The sequence below is a fragment of the uncultured Methylobacterium sp. genome (assembly GCF_964251405.1).
GTDB lineage: Bacteria > Pseudomonadota > Alphaproteobacteria > Rhizobiales > Beijerinckiaceae > Methylobacterium.
The window spans coordinates 10,527-26,785 of record NZ_CAXUJR010000045.1; the positions used below are offsets into that span (position 1 = coordinate 10,527).

Consider the following 16,259-nt stretch of genomic DNA (forward strand, 5'->3'; position numbering starts at 1 on the left):
GGTGGATGGATCAGGCTGCCCTCGAAAACCAAACCCGGCTCGCGGTCGCGGGCCAGCAGCAGAGGGCCGTCGAGGTCGACGTAGTCGGCATGGTGGGCGAGCAGCATGGCCGGGGCCATGGCGAGCGAGGTGCCGACCATGCAGCCGATCATCAGGGAGAAGCCGCGCGCCCGCGCCTCGTGGGCGAGCATCACCGCCTCGGTGAGGCCGCCGGCCTTGTCGAGCTTGATGTTGATGGCGTCGTAGCGCGCAGCGAGTGCGTCGAGCCCGGCGCGGTCGTGCAGGCTCTCGTCGGCGCAGATCGGGATCGGGCGTGCGATCTCGCTCAAGAGCGCGTCGTCGCCGGCCGGCAGCGGCTGCTCGATCAGGCCGACGCCCGCCGCGATGCAGGCGGCCAGGTTCGCCTCCATGGTGTCGGCTCGCCACGCCTCGTTGGCGTCGACGATGAGCCGCGAATCCGGCGCGCCACGGCGCACGGCGGCGATCCGCTCGGGGTCGCCCTCGCCGCCGAGCTTCACCTTCAGGAGCGGGCGGGCGGCGGCGTTGCGGGCCGCCGCCTCCATGCTCTCGGGCGTGCCGAGGCTGAGCGTGTAGGCGGTGACCGCGATCTCCGGCGCGGAGAGGCCCGCGATCTCCCAGGCCGGGCGGCCGAGTTGCTTGGCCTCCAGGTCGAACAGGGCGCAGTCGAGGGCGTTGCGGGCGGCCCCCGCGGGCATCAGGGCGAGGAGATCGAGGCGCGAGGCCCCGGCGGCGACGGCATCCGACTGCGACATGAGGAGGTCGGAGACGCTCTCGACGCTCTCGCCGTAGCGGGCATAGGGCACGCATTCGCCGCGCCCGCGTGATCCGTCGGAATCCTCGATCGTGGCGACCACCACCACCGCCTCGGTGCGGCTGCCACGGGCAATCGTGAACGCCCCGGCGATCGGGAAGCGCTCGACGGCGACGACGAGGCGCCGGCTCACGCGGCCTCTCCTGCCGGAAACTCGGCCACGATCCGGTCGACGATGCCCTCGACGCCGAAGCGGACCGGGTCGGTGGCAGGCAGGCCATGGGTCTCGGCGAGTTCGGCGAGCAGCATCCTGGCCGCGTCCTCGTCGAGGGCCTGCGTGTTCAACGCGATGCCGACCGGGCGGATGCCCGGATTGGTCAGGCTCCCGAGCTGCACGGTGAGGTCGATCACCTGCTGGATCGTGGGCAGCGGATGCTGGACGCCGCGCATCGTCGTGCGGGTCGGCTCGTGGCAGACCACGAAAGCGTCGGCCTGTGCCCCGTGCAGCAAGCCCAGGCTGACACCGGCGAAGGACGGGTGGAACAGCGAGCCCTGACCCTCGATGAGATCCCAGTGGTCGGGCGCGGCGGCAGGCGCGATCCACTCGACGGCGCCCGAGATGAAGTCGGCCACCACCGCGTCGATGGAGACGCCGCGGCCGGAGATGAACACCCCGGTCTGGCCGGTGGCACGGAAATCGGCGTCGAGCCCGCGTGTCCGCATGCCGCGCTCGAGGGCGAGCACGGTGTACTTCTTGCCCGCCGAGCAGTCGGTGCCGACGCTGAGCAGCCGGCGACCGGGCCGGGGCGTGCCCTTGCCGGTCTCGAAGGTCTCGGAGCTGTGCCGCACGTCGTGGAGCTGGCAGCCGTTGCGTTCGGCCGCATCGGCGATCTCAGGGACCGAACCGAGGCGCACGTGCAGGCCGCTGGCGACGTCGAGGCCGGCATCGAGAGCCGCCACGACCTGCGCCACCCAATGCTCCGGCAGCACCCCGCCTGCATTGGCGACGCCGATGACCATGGTGCGGCAGCCCTTCGTCACTGCCTCCGCCAGGGTGAGGTCGGGGATGCCGAGGTCGGCCGCGCAGCCGGGCATGCGCCGCTGGCCGACGCACCATTCGGGGCGCCAATCGGCGATGCCGAAGGCGGTCTTGGCGGCGAGGCGGTCGGGCACGTCGCCGAGGAACATCAGGTAGGGCGTGGCGATCTGCATGGCGTCGAGGCTCACCGGTCGGGCGCACCGCGGCCGGGCGGCGGCGTTCGTCCCCAGTCTATGCGCGACGGGGCGTGCGTTGCCAAATGCAGGATCATGGCCACGACATTGATCTCGGGATGAGCGTGCTCCCCTCCCCCGTGCGGGGAGGGGCGGGGGTGGGGGTGGTTCCGCCAGCCTCCGGAGAGGGTCACCCAGCCACCCCCACCTCCAACTCCTCCCCGCACCCAAGTCGGGCCCGCCCGACTTGGGCACCCTGAGTGCAGATCTCGGGCAAGCCCGGGATCTGTGGAGGAGGAGAGGTGCCAAAGCACTTGCGGGGTGGATCAATCTCGGTTGTGGTCTGAGTGCCCACCATGCAGGACGATCGCCTATGAAGATGTACGGCAACTGGCGCTCGGCCGCCGCCTTCCGGGTGCGGATCGCCCTCAACCTAAAGGGCATCGCCTACGAGGAGGTCTTCCTCGACCTCGATGCGGGAGATCAGCTGAAGCCCGATTTCCTGGCGATCAACCCGCAGGGCGCGGTGCCGGCTTTGTTCGACGGCGACGGCCCGCCGCTGACCCAGTCCCTGGCGATCCTCGACTACCTCGAGGACATCCATCCCGAACCGGCCCTGCTGCCGGCCGAGCCGCAGGCGAGGGCCAGGGCGCGCTCGCTGGCGCAGGTCGTGGCCTGCGACACCCATCCGCTCTACGTGCCCAGGGTGCGCAACTACCTCATGGAGGCCTACGGCATCCCGCGCGAGGAAATGCTCGGCTTCGTGCGCCACTGGTTCGGCCGTGGCCTCTCGACCTTGGAGACACGGCTGTCGTCGGAGGCCGGGACCGGCCGCTACGCGCAGGGCGACGCGATCAGCCACGCCGACCTCTGCCTCGCGAGCCTCTGGGTCGGCACCGGCATCTTCGGAGTCGAGACGGCGCCCTACCCGACCGTGCGTCGGATCGCCGAGGACTGCCTCTCGCAGGACGCCTTCGCCAGGGCGCATCCCCTGCGCCAGCCCGGCGCGCCGGCAGCTTGATTCAGGTCGGAATCAATCCCGGTCGCACGGGGGATTTGCTCACAATTTTTGCGTAAGGTCGCCGCTGCGGCCGGGACATGTCCGAGGCCCGCCGGGCCGAGACGGCCGAACGACACAACGGCCGCTCGCGGCCGATCGGGATGAGGGGCGAGAGACGCATGGTACCAGGCGAAACCGAGGACAACCTGCACCGCATCGTCGTGGTTGGTGGCGGCGCGGCGGGGCTGCAGCTCGCGACGAAGCTCGGCGAGACGCTCGGACGTCGCAAGACGGCGCACGTCACCCTGGTCGACCGCGCCCGCACCCATATCTGGAAGCCGCTGCTGCACGAGGTCGCCGCCGGTAGCCTCGATGTCGGGCACCACGCCGTCGACTACCTCCACCACGCCCACCGGCACCATTTCCGCTACCGCATCGGCCAGATGCAGGGCCTCGACCGGAGCACGCGCACGATCCAGCTCGGGGCGAGCTTCGACAACGAGGGCCGAGAGGTCACACCCGTGCGGTCGATCCCCTACGATACCCTGGTGATGGCGGTGGGCTCGACGACGAACGATTTCGGCACGCCGGGCGTCAAGGAACACGCCATCGCCCTCGATACGCAGGAGCAGGCGGTGCGCTTCCACCAGCGCCTCGTCAACGGGATGCTGCGCGCCCACACGCAGGCCGGTCCCGTCCGCCCCGGCCAGCTCCACGTCACGGTGATCGGCGCCGGCGCCACCGGCACCGAGCTCGCGGCCGAGCTCCACCGCACCACCCGCCACGTGGCGGCGACGGGCATGGACCGGATCGACCCGGCCAAGGACCTCAAGATCACCCTCGTCGAGGCCGCCGAGCGCATCCTGCCGGCCGTGCCCGCGCGCCTCTCCGGCGAGGTGATGGTGCTGCTCGACAAGATCGGCGTCGACGTCCGGACCCAGTCCCGGGTCACGGAAGTCCGGGCCGACGGCGTCCAGCTCGCCGACGGCGGCTTCATTCCCTCCGAGCTCGTGGTCTGGGCCGCGGGCGTGAAGGCACCGCCCTTCCTCAAGGACATCGGCGGCCTTGAGACCACCCGCAACAACCAGCTCGTCGTGACCCCGACCCTGCAGAGCACGCGCGACCCGGCGATCTTCGCCATCGGCGACAACGCCTACCTCGTCGAGGCAGGCTCCGACACGCCGATCCCGCCGCGCGCGCAGGCGGCGCACCAGCAGGCGAGCCACCTCATCAAGCAGATGCCCAACATCATCGCGGGCAAGCCGTTGAAGCCCTTCAAGTACCGCGATTTCGGATCGCTGGTCTCGCTCGGGGAATACACCACCGTCGGCAACCTGATGGGGTTCATCAACGGGAAGAACATGTTCATCGCCGGGCTGTTCGCACGGATGATGTATCGGTCGCTGTACAAGATGCACGAGCAGGCGCTGCACGGCACCGTCAAGACCGCGCTCGACGCGGTCGCGCGCGCGCTGACCCGGCGCACCGAGGCGCGGGTGAAGCTGCATTGAGCGGGGGCCGGCGATGATCGACATCATCCAGGCTCTGCAGGGGCGCAACCCTGGCCTCGGCCCGTACATCCTGGTGCTGCGCGGCGATTCCCGCGCCCGCCATCCCGCCGAGCCCGACCGGCTGAGTCCGGAGGCCGAGGCCTGGCTCGCCACCCACGCGCCCGGCGCCCGGCTCAGCACCGAGATGGTGTTGATCTCGCCCTACCCCGGCGCGATGCCGACCGAACGCATCCTCACCGTGATGGCCTTCGCCGACGCCCGCCAGCTCGCGGCCTTCGCGACGGTATGGACGGGGGATCCGGAGGAGGAGTGAGCGCCCTCCCCTCTCCGCAAGAAAGAGAGGGGAGCCGCGCCTGGCTTATCGCACGAGGATGTTATCGGGGAGCGTTGAGTGGCTGGCCGTATCCCGGACAGCGCCCGCCAGCCAAGCCAATCTCGCTGCCTCCAGCGCCCAGATCATGCCGAGCATCATGTAGACGTGGCGCCATTTTTCGATGTCGATCTGCATCGCCTGCAGAAAGAACATCAGCAAAGCCGGCCACACGATCTGAGCATGGCGACGATAGGGCGAGTCCCGCGACATCAGCCTGAAACCGACGAAACCCGTGGCCAGCACCAGGCCGATGAAGACCACGCCGCCGAGCCAGCCGCCATTGGCGAAGCTGCCGAGGTAGGAATTGTGAGGGTCCAGCCCGAAGGTGAGGCGCCAGCGCAGCGGGCCGAGCCCGAGCGGCTCTTCCACCAGCATGCCGAGGCCGCGGATCTGGTTGCCGAAGCGGCCGGTCTCGCCCTCGTCGTAATCCTGCGTGACGGCCGCGCGCTTCGAGAAGGTCTCGGCGGTGTCGCCGATGAGGAAGAGCGCCCCGATGGCGAGCACGCCTGCGCAGAAAGCGGTGAGGCTCAGGGCGACGATGCGGCGCCGCAGGGCCGCCGACGGGCTCGTCCGGTAGATCGCCGCCACCATCACCGCCATGGCGACGAGGGAGCCGCCCCAGGAGCCGCGCGAGAACGACAGGAAGATGCCGGCCAGGAGGACGAGGAGCCCCGCGAGCGAGAGCAGCGGCCGGCGGCTCGTACCCGCGAAGAGCCCGTGAAGCAGGTAGAGGGCGCCGAGCGTCAGGAACGAGCCGAAGACGTTGGGGTCCTTGAACGTGCCCGCCGCCCGGCCATAGACCATGAACAGGCCCTCCTCGCCGATCACCCCGAAATAGCCGAGGATACCGAGCACGGCCGAGAAGAGGCAGCTCGCCGTGTAGGCCTTGAGCGTGAGTTCGATCCGGTCGGTCGCGTCGTCGGAGAACACCATCGCGAAGAACACGCTGGTGACGGCGAGGTAGGCGAGCTGGATCGTCCAGGTGACGGGCAGCGGCTCGTCGAGATAGGGCAGCAGCCCGACCACGACGCAGGCGACATAGACGAGGAGCAGCAGCACCAGCGGCACGATCCCGCGCCGGACGCGGAGGCCGAGACAGAGCCAGAGCAGCATGGTGGGGATCGCCACGAGATCGTAGGGCGAGGTGTCCGAGAAGGCGAAGCACGCGAAGAAGATGAAGGCGGCCAGCAGGGCGGCGGCGAATCCGCGGATCACCCGGCCGACCGGGATCTCCGCCCAGGCCCCCTGTCGCCATCGCGACGGGTTCGCGGCGATCGACGACGCCATCTCTCACGCACTCCGCGGGGCGGAACGCACCCCGATACAGGCGCGCATCAGGCGCTCGGAATGGTTGAGATTTGGCGAAGGCCGACTCAGGGGACCGCGCGGACCAGCTCCCTGAACTGGTCGCCCCGATCCTCGAAGCTCCTGAACTGGTCGTAGGAGGCGCAGGCCGGCGAGAGCAGCACCACCGGCTCGGGGGCGTCCGACGCGGCCGCCGCCTGCGCCGCGGCCTTCGTCGCGACGTCGAGGGTGCCGCAGCGGGTGTAGGGCACGCGGCCCTCCAGGGTCTTGGCGAAGTCGTCGGAGGCGGCGCCGATGAGGTAGGCATGGGCGACGCGGGGAAAGAGTGGCGCCAGGGCCAAGATCCCGCCTTCCTTCGACTTGCCGCCCAGGATCCAGTGGATGTCGTGGAAGGCCGAGAGCGCCTTCTCGGTGGAATCGGCGTTGGTGGCCTTGGAATCGTTGACGAACAGCACGCGCCCGCGGCGGCGGACCTCCTCCATGCGGTGGGGAAGGCCGGGGAAGCTCCTGAGACCAGCCGCCAAGGTCTCTCCCCGGACCCCGAGCGCGCCGACGACGGCGACGGCGACGGCCGCGTTCTGCCAGTTATGGGCGCCCCGCAGGGTGCCGATCCCCGCGAGATCCGCGATCCGTTCGCCCTCCGGTCCGAAAACCGCACTGCCATGCGCCGTCAGGCCGTTGCGGCCGCGTTCATCCCCGACTTGGATCGTGACGGTCGGGCCGGCACGGCGTTCGGCGATGGCTCGGCTCGGCGCGTCGTCGATACCGACGATGGCCAGGTCGGAGTCCGCGATCAGCCGCTCCTTGATCGCCGCGTAATTCTCCATCGTCCCGTGCCGGTCGAGATGATCCGGGGTGATGTTGAGGAGGACGCCGATGCTGGGGTTCAGCGACGGCGTCAGGTCGATCTGGAACGAGGACAGCTCGATCACGTGAACGCGGCCCTGGGCCGGCGGCGCGAGGGACAGGATGGCGGTGCCGATGTTGCCGCCCATCTGCACGTCCCATCCGGCATGGCGCAGCACGTGGGCGACCAGTGCCGTCGTGGTCGATTTGCCGTTGGTGCCGGTGATCGCGACGAAGGGCGCGCCGGGCGCCGTCCTGTTCCGCTCGCGGCAGAACAGCTCGATGTCGCCGATGATCTCGATGCCGGCGGCATTGGCGAGCCCCACGGTCCAGTGCGGGACAGGGTGGGTCAGCGGCACGCCGGGCGCCAGGATCAGGGCGGCGAAGTCCGACCAGTCGGAACTGCGAAGGTCTGCGGTGGCAATGCCCTGGGCGCGTGCACGCGCCACGCTGTCGGGGCTGTCGTCGCACGCGACGACCGAGGCGCCGCCGGCTTGAAGGCTCAGGGCGGTGGCGAGGCCCGAGCCGCCGAGACCGAACAGGGCGACGGTGCGGCCCGCGAAGGTCGTGCAGGGTGTCATGTCGCGCTCAGCGCAGCTTCAGCGTGGCGAGGCCGGCGAGCGCCAGGATCACCGAGATGATCCAGAACCGGATGACGACCTGCGCCTCCTTCCATCCCTTCTGCTCGAAATGGTGATGGATCGGCGCCATGCGGAAGACTCGCTTGCCGGTGAGCTTGAACGAGGCGACCTGGATGATCACCGACATCATCTCGAGCACGAACAGGCCGCCGACGACGACGAGCACGATCTCGTGCTTCGTCGCCACCGCGATGGTGCCGAGCAGGCCGCCCAGGGCCAGCGACCCGGTATCGCCCATGAAGACCTGCGCCGGGGGCGCGTTGAACCACAGGAACCCGAGCCCCGCCCCGATCACCGCGCCGCAGACCACGGCGAGCTCGCCGGTGTCGCGCACGTAGTTCACCTGCAGGTAGCCCGCCGTGAAGACGTTGCCGACGAGGTAGGCGATGACCCCGAAGGTGCCGCACGCGATCATGACCGGCACGATGGCGAGCCCGTCGAGGCCGTCGGTCATGTTCACGGCGTTGCCGGTGCCGACGATGACGAAGGCGGCGAACAGGACGAAGAACCAGCCGAGATTGAACAGCGCGTCCTTGAAGACCGGGAAGGCGAGCTGGTTCTGCAGCGCCGGCGGCGAGTAGACCGCGATGAGGGTGCAGGCCGCGATCGCGATGGCTGCTTCGAGGAGCAGCCGGAACCGCCCGGAGAACCCCTTGTGCGACTGCTTCGTCACCTTGAGGAAATCGTCGTAGAACCCGATGGCGCCGAAGCCAAGTGTCACGGCGAGCACGATCCAAACATAGTGGTTGCGCGGGTTGGCCCAGAGCAGGATCGCCACCACGACCCCGGCCAGGATCATCAGGCCGCCCATGGTCGGCGTGCCGCGCTTCGTCAGCAGATGGGATTGCGGGCCGTCCTCGCGGATCGGCTGGCCCTTGCCCTGGCGCAGGCGCAGGGACGAGATGATCAGGGGCCCGAACCAGAACACGAACAGGCCCGCCGTGAACAGCGCCCCGCCGGTGCGGAAGGTGATGTAGCGAAAGACGTTGAGCGGCGAGAGCGTGCCGCTCAGGTCCGACAGGAGATACAGCATCCAGGACTCGATCGCGGCGGGTTTCAGGTCGACGTCAGGGTCCAGGCTCCGACGAGGCCGCCCGCCCCGTCGTCGCGTGCTCAAGCCATCGTCGGGGACGACTCGTGCGGTTGCCGGTTCGCGTAGCGGGCTTTGAGGGCTTCGACAATCCGGCCCATGCGGATGCTGTTGGAGCCCTTCACCATCACGGCGTCGCCCGGGCGGAGGAAGCCGAGCAACGGATCCACGAGTTCGGCGGAGGTTGCCGCCTGAACCCCGCGGCGGGACATCGGCAGCGCCTCGAACAGGTGGCGCATCAGCGGGCCGGCCGTGAAGACGAAGTCGATGCCGTTCGATTCCACCGCCGGCGCCAGGGCGCGGTGATGGTCCTCTCCGCCCGCCCCGAGTTCCAGCATGTCGCCCAGCACCGCGATGCGGCGCCCGCGCGGGCCGGTCTCGATGGCCGATAGCGTCGCCAGAGCGGCGCGGATCGAGGCGGGGTTGGCGTTGTAGCTCTCGTCCACGAGGAAGGCCTCGCCGCCATCGATGGCGAGCGCGGTCCGCTCGCCCCGCCCCACCGGAGGCTTCAGGCTCGCCAGCGACAGCGCGGCGAGGGCGAGGTCGGCCCCGAGCGCATGGATCACGGCCATCACGCCCAGCGAGTTCATGGCGACATGCCGACCGGCGGTGCCGAGCTGGTAGGTGACGGGGATGCCCATCACGCTCGCATCCACCACCGAGAGGTCCGGCCTCGTCACGATCCGCAAGGCGCGGACGTCGGCCTCCTCGTGCTCGCCGAAGCTGACCACGCGTCCGGCCTTCGACGCCAGGGCATGGGCGAGAAGACGGGGATAGGCCGGGTTGTCGCGGTTGATTACCGCGACGCCACCGGGCTTCAACCCGGAGAAGATCTCGCCCTTCGCGTCGGCGATGGCCGAGAGCGAGGCGAAATGCTCGATATGGACGGGTTCGACCGTGGTCACGAGGGCGATGTCCGGTCGGACCATGGCGGTGAGCGGCACGATCTCGGCCGGGTGGTTCATGCCGATCTCAAACACGCCGTAGGCGGTGTCGGCGGGCATTCGGACCAGGGTGAGGGGCACGCCCCAATGGTTGTTGTAGGAGGCGATGGAGGCGTGCGTCGCGCCCTGCGCCGAGAGCACGTGGAGCAGCGCTTCCTTGGTGCCGGTCTTGCCGACCGAGCCGGTGACGGCGACGACCTTGGCGGCGGTGCGCTCCCGCGATGCCCGGCCGAGCGCCCGCATGGCGTCGAGGACGGGGTCTTCACCCGCCCCTGGCACGGCCAGAACTGCCCCGGCACCCGCGAATTCGCCGGCCCGGGCCTCGGCCGCCACGGCCATCCCGGCACCTCGGGACAGGGCCTCGCGCACGAAGTCGTGGCCGTCGCGAGCCTCGCCCCGGATGGCGAAGAAAAGGTCGCCGGGCCGGAGCGTGCGGGTATCGATCGAGGCGCCGGCGATGGGCTTCGGGTTTCCCACGATGGTGCCGCCGGTGATGGCGGCGAGGGTCTCGGGGGTCCAGAGTGGAGAAGCGGTCACCGGGCCCGCCCTCGCCCTTCGGCCGGCAGCTCCCGGACCTGTTCGCACGCGGACACGGGATCGGCTTGGATCGATCCGGAACTAGTGCGGGCGACATCGCGCTCCATGAGTTCGCGAATGTATCGCTCATTGGAGATGCCGCGTGCCTTGGCACGGAGTTCGACGGCGTCGAGAAGCGGCTCTGGCACATGCAGGCTGATCTGCGCGGTCTTATGGCCGATCGCGAATTTCACGGGCTGAAACTGCGAGAAGTCTGGATCGGACAGGTCCGTCTCCAGGAACTCCTCCGCCTCTTTGTCGCTCTTAAACTCCGGAACTCGCCTCATATCTCGCCGCCTCCCCGGCATGCCTGTCGCGGGCGCTCGACGGACGGATGATCCGGCCGCGCCAGGTGACGACGACGAAGATCGGCCGTCCCTCGGCATTCCGTCCCGTCGCCAGAAATCGCTGCTCCGTCCGCGAATGCTTCACGTCCGGCGCAACCCGAGCCGAACCGCGGAACAGCGCCTCGATCTCACCGATACCGACGCCATGCTTCTCGCACTTCGCTCGGTTGCCGTCATCCCACTCGAAGGACGCCGCCATTCTCATAGGCGGTCGAGCATCGATGGGCTGCGGAACGACGCCTGGACGGGCGAAAGGGACCGCGCCGTCTCGCGTCGGCTCCTGGCCACCCGGTTTATCTCCGCATGTCGGCGATGGCCGCACGGACCGCGTCATGGTCCGAGAATGGCAGCACCTGCAGCCCCACGATCTGCCCGGTCTCGTGGCCTTTGCCGGCGACCACGAGCACATCGCCGGGCCCGAGCCCGCGCACCGCCGTACGGATCGCCTCGGCTCGGTCCCCGATCTCGATGGCGCCGGGCGCCGCCGCCATGATCGCGGCGCGGATGGCGGCGGGTTCCTCGGTGCGCGGATTGTCGTCGGTGACGATGACACGGTCGGCGAGCCGGGCCGCGATCTCTCCCATGAGCGGGCGCTTGCCCCTGTCCCGGTCGCCGCCGCAGCCGAACACGCAGATCAGGCGGCCCGTCGCGAAGGGACGCAGTGCGGTCAGCACGCTCTCCAGGGCCTCTGGCTTGTGGGCGTAGTCGACGAGGCAGAGACCGCCGTTGACCTCGCCGATCCGCTCCATCCGGCCAGGTACGCCGGTGAGGTGCTCGAGGGCGGCGATGACGGCAGGGCGATCCGCGTCGCCCGCCGGCGTCGACAGCACCAGGCCGGCCGCGAGCAGGGCATTCTCGACTTGGAAGGCGCCGACGAGGGGAAGCCGTACCGCGTATTCCTCGTCCTCCCGGCGATCGAGACGCCCGGGCGCCCTTAGCCGGAGGTGCTGGTGAAATCCGTCCGTGCGCGCGCCGAGAAGCTTGATCGTCTCGCCGTCGCGCCCCGTCGTACGCACGTGAAGCCCGGCCGCGATCGCCGCCTCGACGAACCGCTCGGCATAGGCACCGTCGGCATTGACGACCGCCGGAGTTCCAGGCTCGGCCAGGGTGGTGAAGAGCCTCAGCTTGGCGGCCAGGTAATCCTCGATCGTTGCATGGTAGTCGAGGTGATCGCGCCCGAGATTCGTGAATCCCACCGCGGTCAGGTCGAGCCCGTCGAGACGCCGCTGCTCGATTCCGTGCGAGGAGGCCTCCATGGCCAGATAGGCGATGCCGTCATCCGCGAGCCTCGCCAGCGTCTCGTGGAGGGTCACGGGGTCGGGGGTCGTGAGCGAACCGTAGGCGATCCCCCTGTCGGTGACGATGCCGACGGTCCCGAGGCTCGCCGCCGACCGGCCGAGCCGCGACAGGATCTGGCGGACGAAGTCGGTGACCGAGCTCTTGCCGCTGGTCCCGGTCACGGCCACGACGTTCGCCGGCTGCCGGCCGTAGAAATAGCGTGCCGCCCGGGCCAAGGCCCGGCGCGCGTCGGGAGACGCGACCCAGGCGACCGAGGGATCGAGATCGTGGGGTCGCGCGCCCTCGCCAACGATGGCGACGGCGCCGGCGGCGGCGGCCTTGCCGATGAAGGCACGCCCGTCGACGTGAGTGCCGGCCACGGCCACGAACACGAAGCCGGGCTCGACCTTGCGCGAATCCACCGTCACGCCGGCGATGGGCTGGTCCCGGTCCCCGTCGATCGGGGACTCGCCGAACAGCTCGCCGAGCGTGCGCCCGCTCATCGCGCGTCGACCTGCGTCGCGTGGTAGGCGCCGAGCTTCACCATCAGGGGGAAGGGCTTCACCGGCGGCTCGAATTGCGGCGGCAGGCCGAGGATGGGGGCGACGCGCTCGATCACCCGGCCGGTGACAACGCCCGAGTTCCAGGCGGCGGTGGCGTAGCCTCCCGATTCCGGCAGACCCTGCGGCTCGTCCATCAGGGTCACGAACAGGTATTTCGGCTTGTCCATCGGGGCTGCGGCCATGAAGGTCGTGAACAGGCGGTTCTTCACATATCGCCCGTTGATCACCTTTTCAGCCGTCCCGGTCTTGCCGCCGACGTAATAGAGCGGAATCGACGCTTTCCGGGCCGAGCCCTCGACCGCGTTGAGGCGCATGATGAAGCGCATCGCCTCGCTGGTCTGGGGCGAGAGGACCCGTGTCGCCTTGGCCCGCGCGGTGGCCTCGTCGGTCTTGAGGAAGGTCGGCGTGATGAGGTCGCCGCCGTTGGTGATCGCCCCCACCGCCGCCGCCGCCTGGAGCGGTGCGACCGCCAGACCGTGGCCGAAGGCGATCGTGATGGTGTTGATCTCGGTCCAGCGCGGCGGGACGATCGGCGCGGCGCTCTCGGGCAGCTCCGTCCGCAGGCGGTCGAGCAGGCCCATCTTCCTGAGAAACGCCTTGTGACCGGGCACGCCGATACCGAGCGCCATCTTCGCCGAGCCGATGTTGGAGGAATGCGTGAACACCTCCGGCATGGTCAGGCTGCGGTTGGTGCCGTGGTATTCGTGGATCGTCGAGTTGCCGTAGCGCAGCACGCCGCCGCGGGTGTCGAAGGTCGAGTTGACGTTGTACTTGCCCGAATCGAGCGCCATGGCGAGCGTCATCGCCTTGAAGGTCGAGCCCATCTCGTAGACGCCGACGTTCATGCGGTTGATGCGGTCGTCGGTGAGCGCGTCGACCGGGTTGTTGGGATCGAAGTCCGGCAGCGAGACCAGGGCGATGACCTCGCCGGTGTTGACGTCCATGATCATCGAGGCGCCGGCCTTGGCCTTGAAGTGCTCGACGCCCTTGGCGAGCTCGTCGCGCACCGCGAACTGGGCGCGTAGGTCGACGGAGAGCTGCACGGGCTTTAGGTCGCTCTGCTTGGCGACGAAGCCAAGGCTGTTGAGGTCCTTCAGGCCGGTGGAGTCGATGTACTTCTCGATGCCGGCGATGCCGATGTTGTCGAGGTTCGTCACGCCGAGGATATGGGCGGCCGCGTTCCCGTTGGGATAGACCCGCTTGTGGTCGGGCAGGAAGCCGACGCCGGGAATGCCGAGACGGTGGACCTCCGCCTGCTGCTTCGGCGTGATCTCGCGCTTGACCCACACGAAACCCTTCTTCGTCGACAGCTTGGTGCGCAGGTCGGCGGCGTTGATCTCCGGCAGGACGGCGGTGAGGAGTTCCACCGCCTCGTCCTTGTCGTAGATGTTGCGCGGTTCGGCGAAGACCGAGACGGTGCGGATATCGGTGGCCAGGATCTCGCCGTTGCGGTCGACGATGTCGGGCCGGATCGCGGTGGTGGCCGCGGCGGCCACGCGGTGATCGGCGTTGTCCGGCTCGGGGAAGGCCGCCATCGACACGAGGCGGAATGCGATGGCGGTGAAGACGACGCCGAAGCCGAGCCCGACCAGGCCGACGCGGGCATAGGAGCGCTCGACCGCGAGGCAGAACATCGCCCGGATCACGGTCATTATCGGATGGGGCTTGCGCTCGGTCTGTGCCGGACTCGGCTCGACGTGAGGCGCCGCAGTCTCGGCGTCGGAGGGCTCGATGGGCGCGGAATCGACGGGGGTCTGGGACACGGGGTTTACCTCGAAGCCGTCGTCGGGGTGCGGGTCGAGACCGTGCGGGTCGCGGGCGAGCCGATGGACCCGGTGGTGCGCGGCTCGTCGGCGCCGCGACCGGTGGCCTTCTCCTTGGGCGTCGCCGTGGCCGCGAGCAGGCGGCCGATCTCGTCGCCGCGATCGGCGCGGGCCGGCAGGTCAGCGAGGCGGCCGAGATGGGACGTGCCGATCAGCTCAAGGGCGAGATGCCGGTCCACTGCCGCCTGGAGACGATCCGGGCGGGTCAGGAGCTGCCATTCGGCGCGCAGCACCGCGATGGCCTGACGCTCCTTGTGGAGCTGGCTCTTGGCCTTCGAGACCTGGGCCGACTGGTAGAGCGTGTCGTATTTCGTCGAGTAGGCGTAGATGGCCGAGCCGATGAGGCCCATCACCGCGAAGAGGTTGAGCAGGCGGATCATCGGCGTCCCCCCCGACCCTTCATGGTCCGCTCCGGAAGGGCGGCGAGGGCCTCGATGGCAGCGAGCGGCGGCGGCGGCGCGGCTTCGGTCCGCGCGCCCACACGGAGCTTGGCCGATCGGGCGCGCGGGTTGGCATGGATCTCGGCGTCGGACGGCCTCACGGCGCCCCTCGTCGCGAGAGTGAAGCTCGGCGCGGCGGACGCCTCCGGGCTCGGCATGTGGCGCGACCCCTGGGCGGTGCGCCCGGAGCGCGTGGCGAAGAACTGCTTCACGATGCGGTCTTCGAGCGAGTGGAAGGTCACGACCGCGAGGCGCCCGCCCGGCCTGAGGATGCGCTCGGCCGCGTGCAGCGCCCGGACGAGCTCGCCGAGCTCGTCGTTCACCGCGATGCGCAGGCCCTGGAAGGTACGGGTCGCCGGGTTGATGCCGCTCGCCGGGTCGGCCCAGACCACGCTCGCGACGATCTCCGCCAGCCTTGCGGTGGTCTCGATCCGCCCGCTTTCACGAGCCTCGACGATGGCGCGGGCGACGGCGCGCGAGCGGCGCTCCTCGCCGTAATGGAAGATGATGTCGGCGAGATCCGCCTCGTCGGTCTCGTTGACGATGTCGGCGGCGCTTCGTCCGGAGCGCGCCATGCGCATGTCGAGGGGACCGTCGTGACGGAACGAGAAGCCGCGCTCGGCCTGATCGATCTGCATTGAGGACACGCCGATATCGAGGACGACGGCGTCGACCTCCTGCGTGCCCCGGGATCGCACCAGGGAATCGAGGTCGCCGAAGCGACCCTCCACGAGGGACAGGCGGCCGGCCGAGGCTTCGACGAGGGCGGTGCCGTCGGCGATCGCGCCGGGATCGCGATCGATGCCGATGACATGCAGGGTCGGGTCGGCGGCGAGCATCGCCTGCGAATAGCCGCCAGCCCCGAACGTCCCGTCGACGGCGAGCGCCGCTCCCGGCAGCGCCAGCGCCTGCACCACCTCGGCGAGCAGCACCGGAACGTGCGGAGCGCCTTCGGCGGGGCGCGGAAGGCGATCGCGGGGCCGCTTCATCGCATTGCCGCGGGCATGGGCACGACGTCGGGCATGGTCGTGCGGCTCCTGAATCCCTGCCGGCGCGCGAGGTCGGGGCGGGGTGGTCCTATGAAGGGTCGAATTGCCGGATGGGCCGATGCCGAGGGACCGCAGCCGGCTGTCGCTGGCTGCGTCCGATGATCCGAAAAGCGCCGCTGGCAGGATGTTGGCGGGTACCATGGGCCTCTGAACATCGTCAACGCGCCGGCCGCGGCGGTCCGGCCCGGAGGCGATCAGACCTCAGCAAGGTTAACCGAGCGTAAGGATCGAGGCGGGTTTTCGCGCAAGACGTATGGCGGATCAGCCGGCCTATAAGCCGGGTTCTGTAGGGCCCGGAGGCGAACCTCCGGACGTGGCGGCCATTCCTCTGGGACGATCGTCGCCGACCGCCTCGAGCAACCAACCCGGGCGACGAGCCTGGAAAGCGGGCCTGCCCCTCCCCTCGCGGGAAAAGGCGTGTCGCCCCTATTCGGTCTTGCTCCCGGTGGGGTTTGCCGTGCCGTCCGCGTTGCCGCGTCCGCGGTGCGC

General features: G+C 69.6%; 15 protein-coding genes and 1 other RNA gene. 3 read left to right on the top strand and 13 right to left on the bottom strand.

The genetic code is table 11. The features are described 5' to 3' along the window. Together dgcA and dgcN are read right to left on the bottom strand one after the other, a co-directional pair. Window positions 1-965: N-acetyl-D-Glu racemase DgcA (gene dgcA, locus ACFE7U_RS10160; protein WP_375409602.1), on the bottom strand; the 965-nt coding region annotated here is incomplete at its 3' end. Then, window positions 962-1,984: an N-acetyltransferase DgcN gene (dgcN, locus tag ACFE7U_RS10165; protein WP_375409615.1), complete on the bottom strand. Its 1,023-nt coding sequence runs from the start codon at window positions 1,982-1,984 to the stop codon at window positions 962-964. The genes dgcN and dgcA, both read right to left, overlap by 4 nt. 373 nt (window positions 1,985-2,357) lie before the next feature. On the opposite strand from dgcN, the gene maiA reads away from it, so the two are divergent. From maiA to ACFE7U_RS10180, 3 genes are all read left to right on the top strand, one after another. Continuing rightward, window positions 2,358-3,005 (top strand): maleylacetoacetate isomerase, encoded by a 648-nt coding sequence (gene maiA / locus ACFE7U_RS10170; protein ID WP_375409603.1) that lies wholly within the window; start codon window positions 2,358-2,360, stop codon window positions 3,003-3,005. Window positions 3,006-3,163: 158 nt separating this feature from the next. After that, a complete protein-coding gene (locus ACFE7U_RS10175; RefSeq protein ID WP_375409604.1) occupies window positions 3,164-4,495 on the top strand; it encodes an NAD(P)/FAD-dependent oxidoreductase in 1,332 nt (443 codons plus the stop codon). Between the two features lie 13 nt (window positions 4,496-4,508). Beyond that, window positions 4,509-4,808 (top strand): hypothetical protein, encoded by a 300-nt coding sequence (locus ACFE7U_RS10180; protein ID WP_375409605.1) that lies wholly within the window; start codon window positions 4,509-4,511, stop codon window positions 4,806-4,808. A 45-nt stretch (window positions 4,809-4,853) separates the two neighbouring features. Here ACFE7U_RS10180 and ACFE7U_RS10185 read toward each other — a convergent pair whose 3' ends face one another. From ACFE7U_RS10185 to rnpB, 11 genes are all read right to left on the bottom strand, one after another. After that, window positions 4,854-6,155: an O-antigen ligase family protein gene (locus ACFE7U_RS10185; protein WP_375409606.1), complete on the bottom strand. Its 1,302-nt coding sequence runs from the start codon at window positions 6,153-6,155 to the stop codon at window positions 4,854-4,856. A gap of 86 nt (window positions 6,156-6,241) precedes the next feature. Further along, the gene (gene murD, locus ACFE7U_RS10190) at window positions 6,242-7,600 is read right to left on the bottom strand and encodes a UDP-N-acetylmuramoyl-L-alanine--D-glutamate ligase (RefSeq protein WP_375409607.1); all 1,359 of its coding nucleotides are present in this window, start codon (window positions 7,598-7,600) and stop codon (window positions 6,242-6,244) included. A 7-nt stretch (window positions 7,601-7,607) separates the two neighbouring features. After that, complete coding sequence (mraY, locus tag ACFE7U_RS10195; RefSeq protein ID WP_375409608.1) at window positions 7,608-8,693, bottom strand: phospho-N-acetylmuramoyl-pentapeptide-transferase; 1,086 nt, start codon at window positions 8,691-8,693, stop codon at window positions 7,608-7,610. Window positions 8,694-8,773: 80 nt separating this feature from the next. Further along, the gene (locus tag ACFE7U_RS10200) at window positions 8,774-10,231 is read right to left on the bottom strand and encodes a UDP-N-acetylmuramoylalanyl-D-glutamyl-2,6-diaminopimelate--D-alanyl-D-alanine ligase (protein ID WP_375409609.1); all 1,458 of its coding nucleotides are present in this window, start codon (window positions 10,229-10,231) and stop codon (window positions 8,774-8,776) included. Then, window positions 10,228-10,557 carry a CopG family antitoxin gene (locus ACFE7U_RS10205; RefSeq protein ID WP_375409610.1) on the bottom strand — a complete coding sequence of 110 codons (330 nt, stop codon included), beginning with the start codon at window positions 10,555-10,557 and terminating at the stop codon, window positions 10,228-10,230. Before ACFE7U_RS10205 ends, ACFE7U_RS10200 begins: the two co-directional genes overlap by 4 nt. Next, window positions 10,535-11,026 carry a BrnT family toxin gene (locus ACFE7U_RS10210; RefSeq protein WP_375409611.1) on the bottom strand — a complete coding sequence of 164 codons (492 nt, stop codon included), beginning with the start codon at window positions 11,024-11,026 and terminating at the stop codon, window positions 10,535-10,537. The genes ACFE7U_RS10205 and ACFE7U_RS10210 overlap by 23 nt, the downstream gene beginning before the upstream one ends. Continuing rightward, the gene (locus ACFE7U_RS10215) at window positions 10,911-12,398 is read right to left on the bottom strand and encodes a UDP-N-acetylmuramoyl-L-alanyl-D-glutamate--2,6-diaminopimelate ligase (RefSeq protein ID WP_375409612.1); all 1,488 of its coding nucleotides are present in this window, start codon (window positions 12,396-12,398) and stop codon (window positions 10,911-10,913) included. The genes ACFE7U_RS10210 and ACFE7U_RS10215 overlap by 116 nt, the downstream gene beginning before the upstream one ends. Next, window positions 12,395-14,110: a peptidoglycan D,D-transpeptidase FtsI family protein gene (locus ACFE7U_RS10220; protein WP_375409616.1), complete on the bottom strand. Its 1,716-nt coding sequence runs from the start codon at window positions 14,108-14,110 to the stop codon at window positions 12,395-12,397. Before ACFE7U_RS10220 ends, ACFE7U_RS10215 begins: the two co-directional genes overlap by 4 nt. A 116-nt stretch (window positions 14,111-14,226) precedes the next feature. Then, complete coding sequence (locus ACFE7U_RS10225) at window positions 14,227-14,661, bottom strand: hypothetical protein (RefSeq protein WP_375409613.1); 435 nt, start codon at window positions 14,659-14,661, stop codon at window positions 14,227-14,229. Beyond that, window positions 14,658-15,710 (bottom strand): 16S rRNA (cytosine(1402)-N(4))-methyltransferase RsmH, encoded by a 1,053-nt coding sequence (gene rsmH, locus ACFE7U_RS10230; protein WP_375409614.1) that lies wholly within the window; start codon window positions 15,708-15,710, stop codon window positions 14,658-14,660. The genes ACFE7U_RS10225 and rsmH overlap by 4 nt, the downstream gene beginning before the upstream one ends. A gap of 317 nt (window positions 15,711-16,027) precedes the next feature. Then, an RNA gene (gene rnpB, locus ACFE7U_RS10235) (RNase P RNA component class A) lies at window positions 16,028-16,259 on the bottom strand; the annotation flags it as partial.

Coding starts and splice junctions, on each gene's coding strand:
- dgcN (WP_375409615.1), bottom strand. CDS start 1,984: ATGCAGATCGCCACGCCCTACCTGATGTTCCTCGGCGACGTGCCCGAC.
- maiA (WP_375409603.1), top strand. CDS start 2,358: ATGAAGATGTACGGCAACTGGCGCTCGGCCGCCGCCTTCCGGGTGCGG.
- ACFE7U_RS10175 (WP_375409604.1), top strand. CDS start 3,164: ATGGTACCAGGCGAAACCGAGGACAACCTGCACCGCATCGTCGTGGTT.
- ACFE7U_RS10180 (WP_375409605.1), top strand. CDS start 4,509: ATGATCGACATCATCCAGGCTCTGCAGGGGCGCAACCCTGGCCTCGGC.
- ACFE7U_RS10185 (WP_375409606.1), bottom strand. CDS start 6,155: ATGGCGTCGTCGATCGCCGCGAACCCGTCGCGATGGCGACAGGGGGCC.
- murD (WP_375409607.1), bottom strand. CDS start 7,600: ATGACACCCTGCACGACCTTCGCGGGCCGCACCGTCGCCCTGTTCGGT.
- mraY (WP_375409608.1), bottom strand. CDS start 8,693: ATGCTGTATCTCCTGTCGGACCTGAGCGGCACGCTCTCGCCGCTCAAC.
- ACFE7U_RS10205 (WP_375409610.1), bottom strand. CDS start 10,557: ATGAGGCGAGTTCCGGAGTTTAAGAGCGACAAAGAGGCGGAGGAGTTC.
- ACFE7U_RS10210 (WP_375409611.1), bottom strand. CDS start 11,026: ATGTGCTCGTGGTCGCCGGCAAAGGCCACGAGACCGGGCAGATCGTGG.
- ACFE7U_RS10215 (WP_375409612.1), bottom strand. CDS start 12,398: ATGAGCGGGCGCACGCTCGGCGAGCTGTTCGGCGAGTCCCCGATCGAC.
- ACFE7U_RS10220 (WP_375409616.1), bottom strand. CDS start 14,110: ATGACCGTGATCCGGGCGATGTTCTGCCTCGCGGTCGAGCGCTCCTAT.
- ACFE7U_RS10225 (WP_375409613.1), bottom strand. CDS start 14,661: ATGATCCGCCTGCTCAACCTCTTCGCGGTGATGGGCCTCATCGGCTCG.
- rsmH (WP_375409614.1), bottom strand. CDS start 15,710: ATGAAGCGGCCCCGCGATCGCCTTCCGCGCCCCGCCGAAGGCGCTCCG.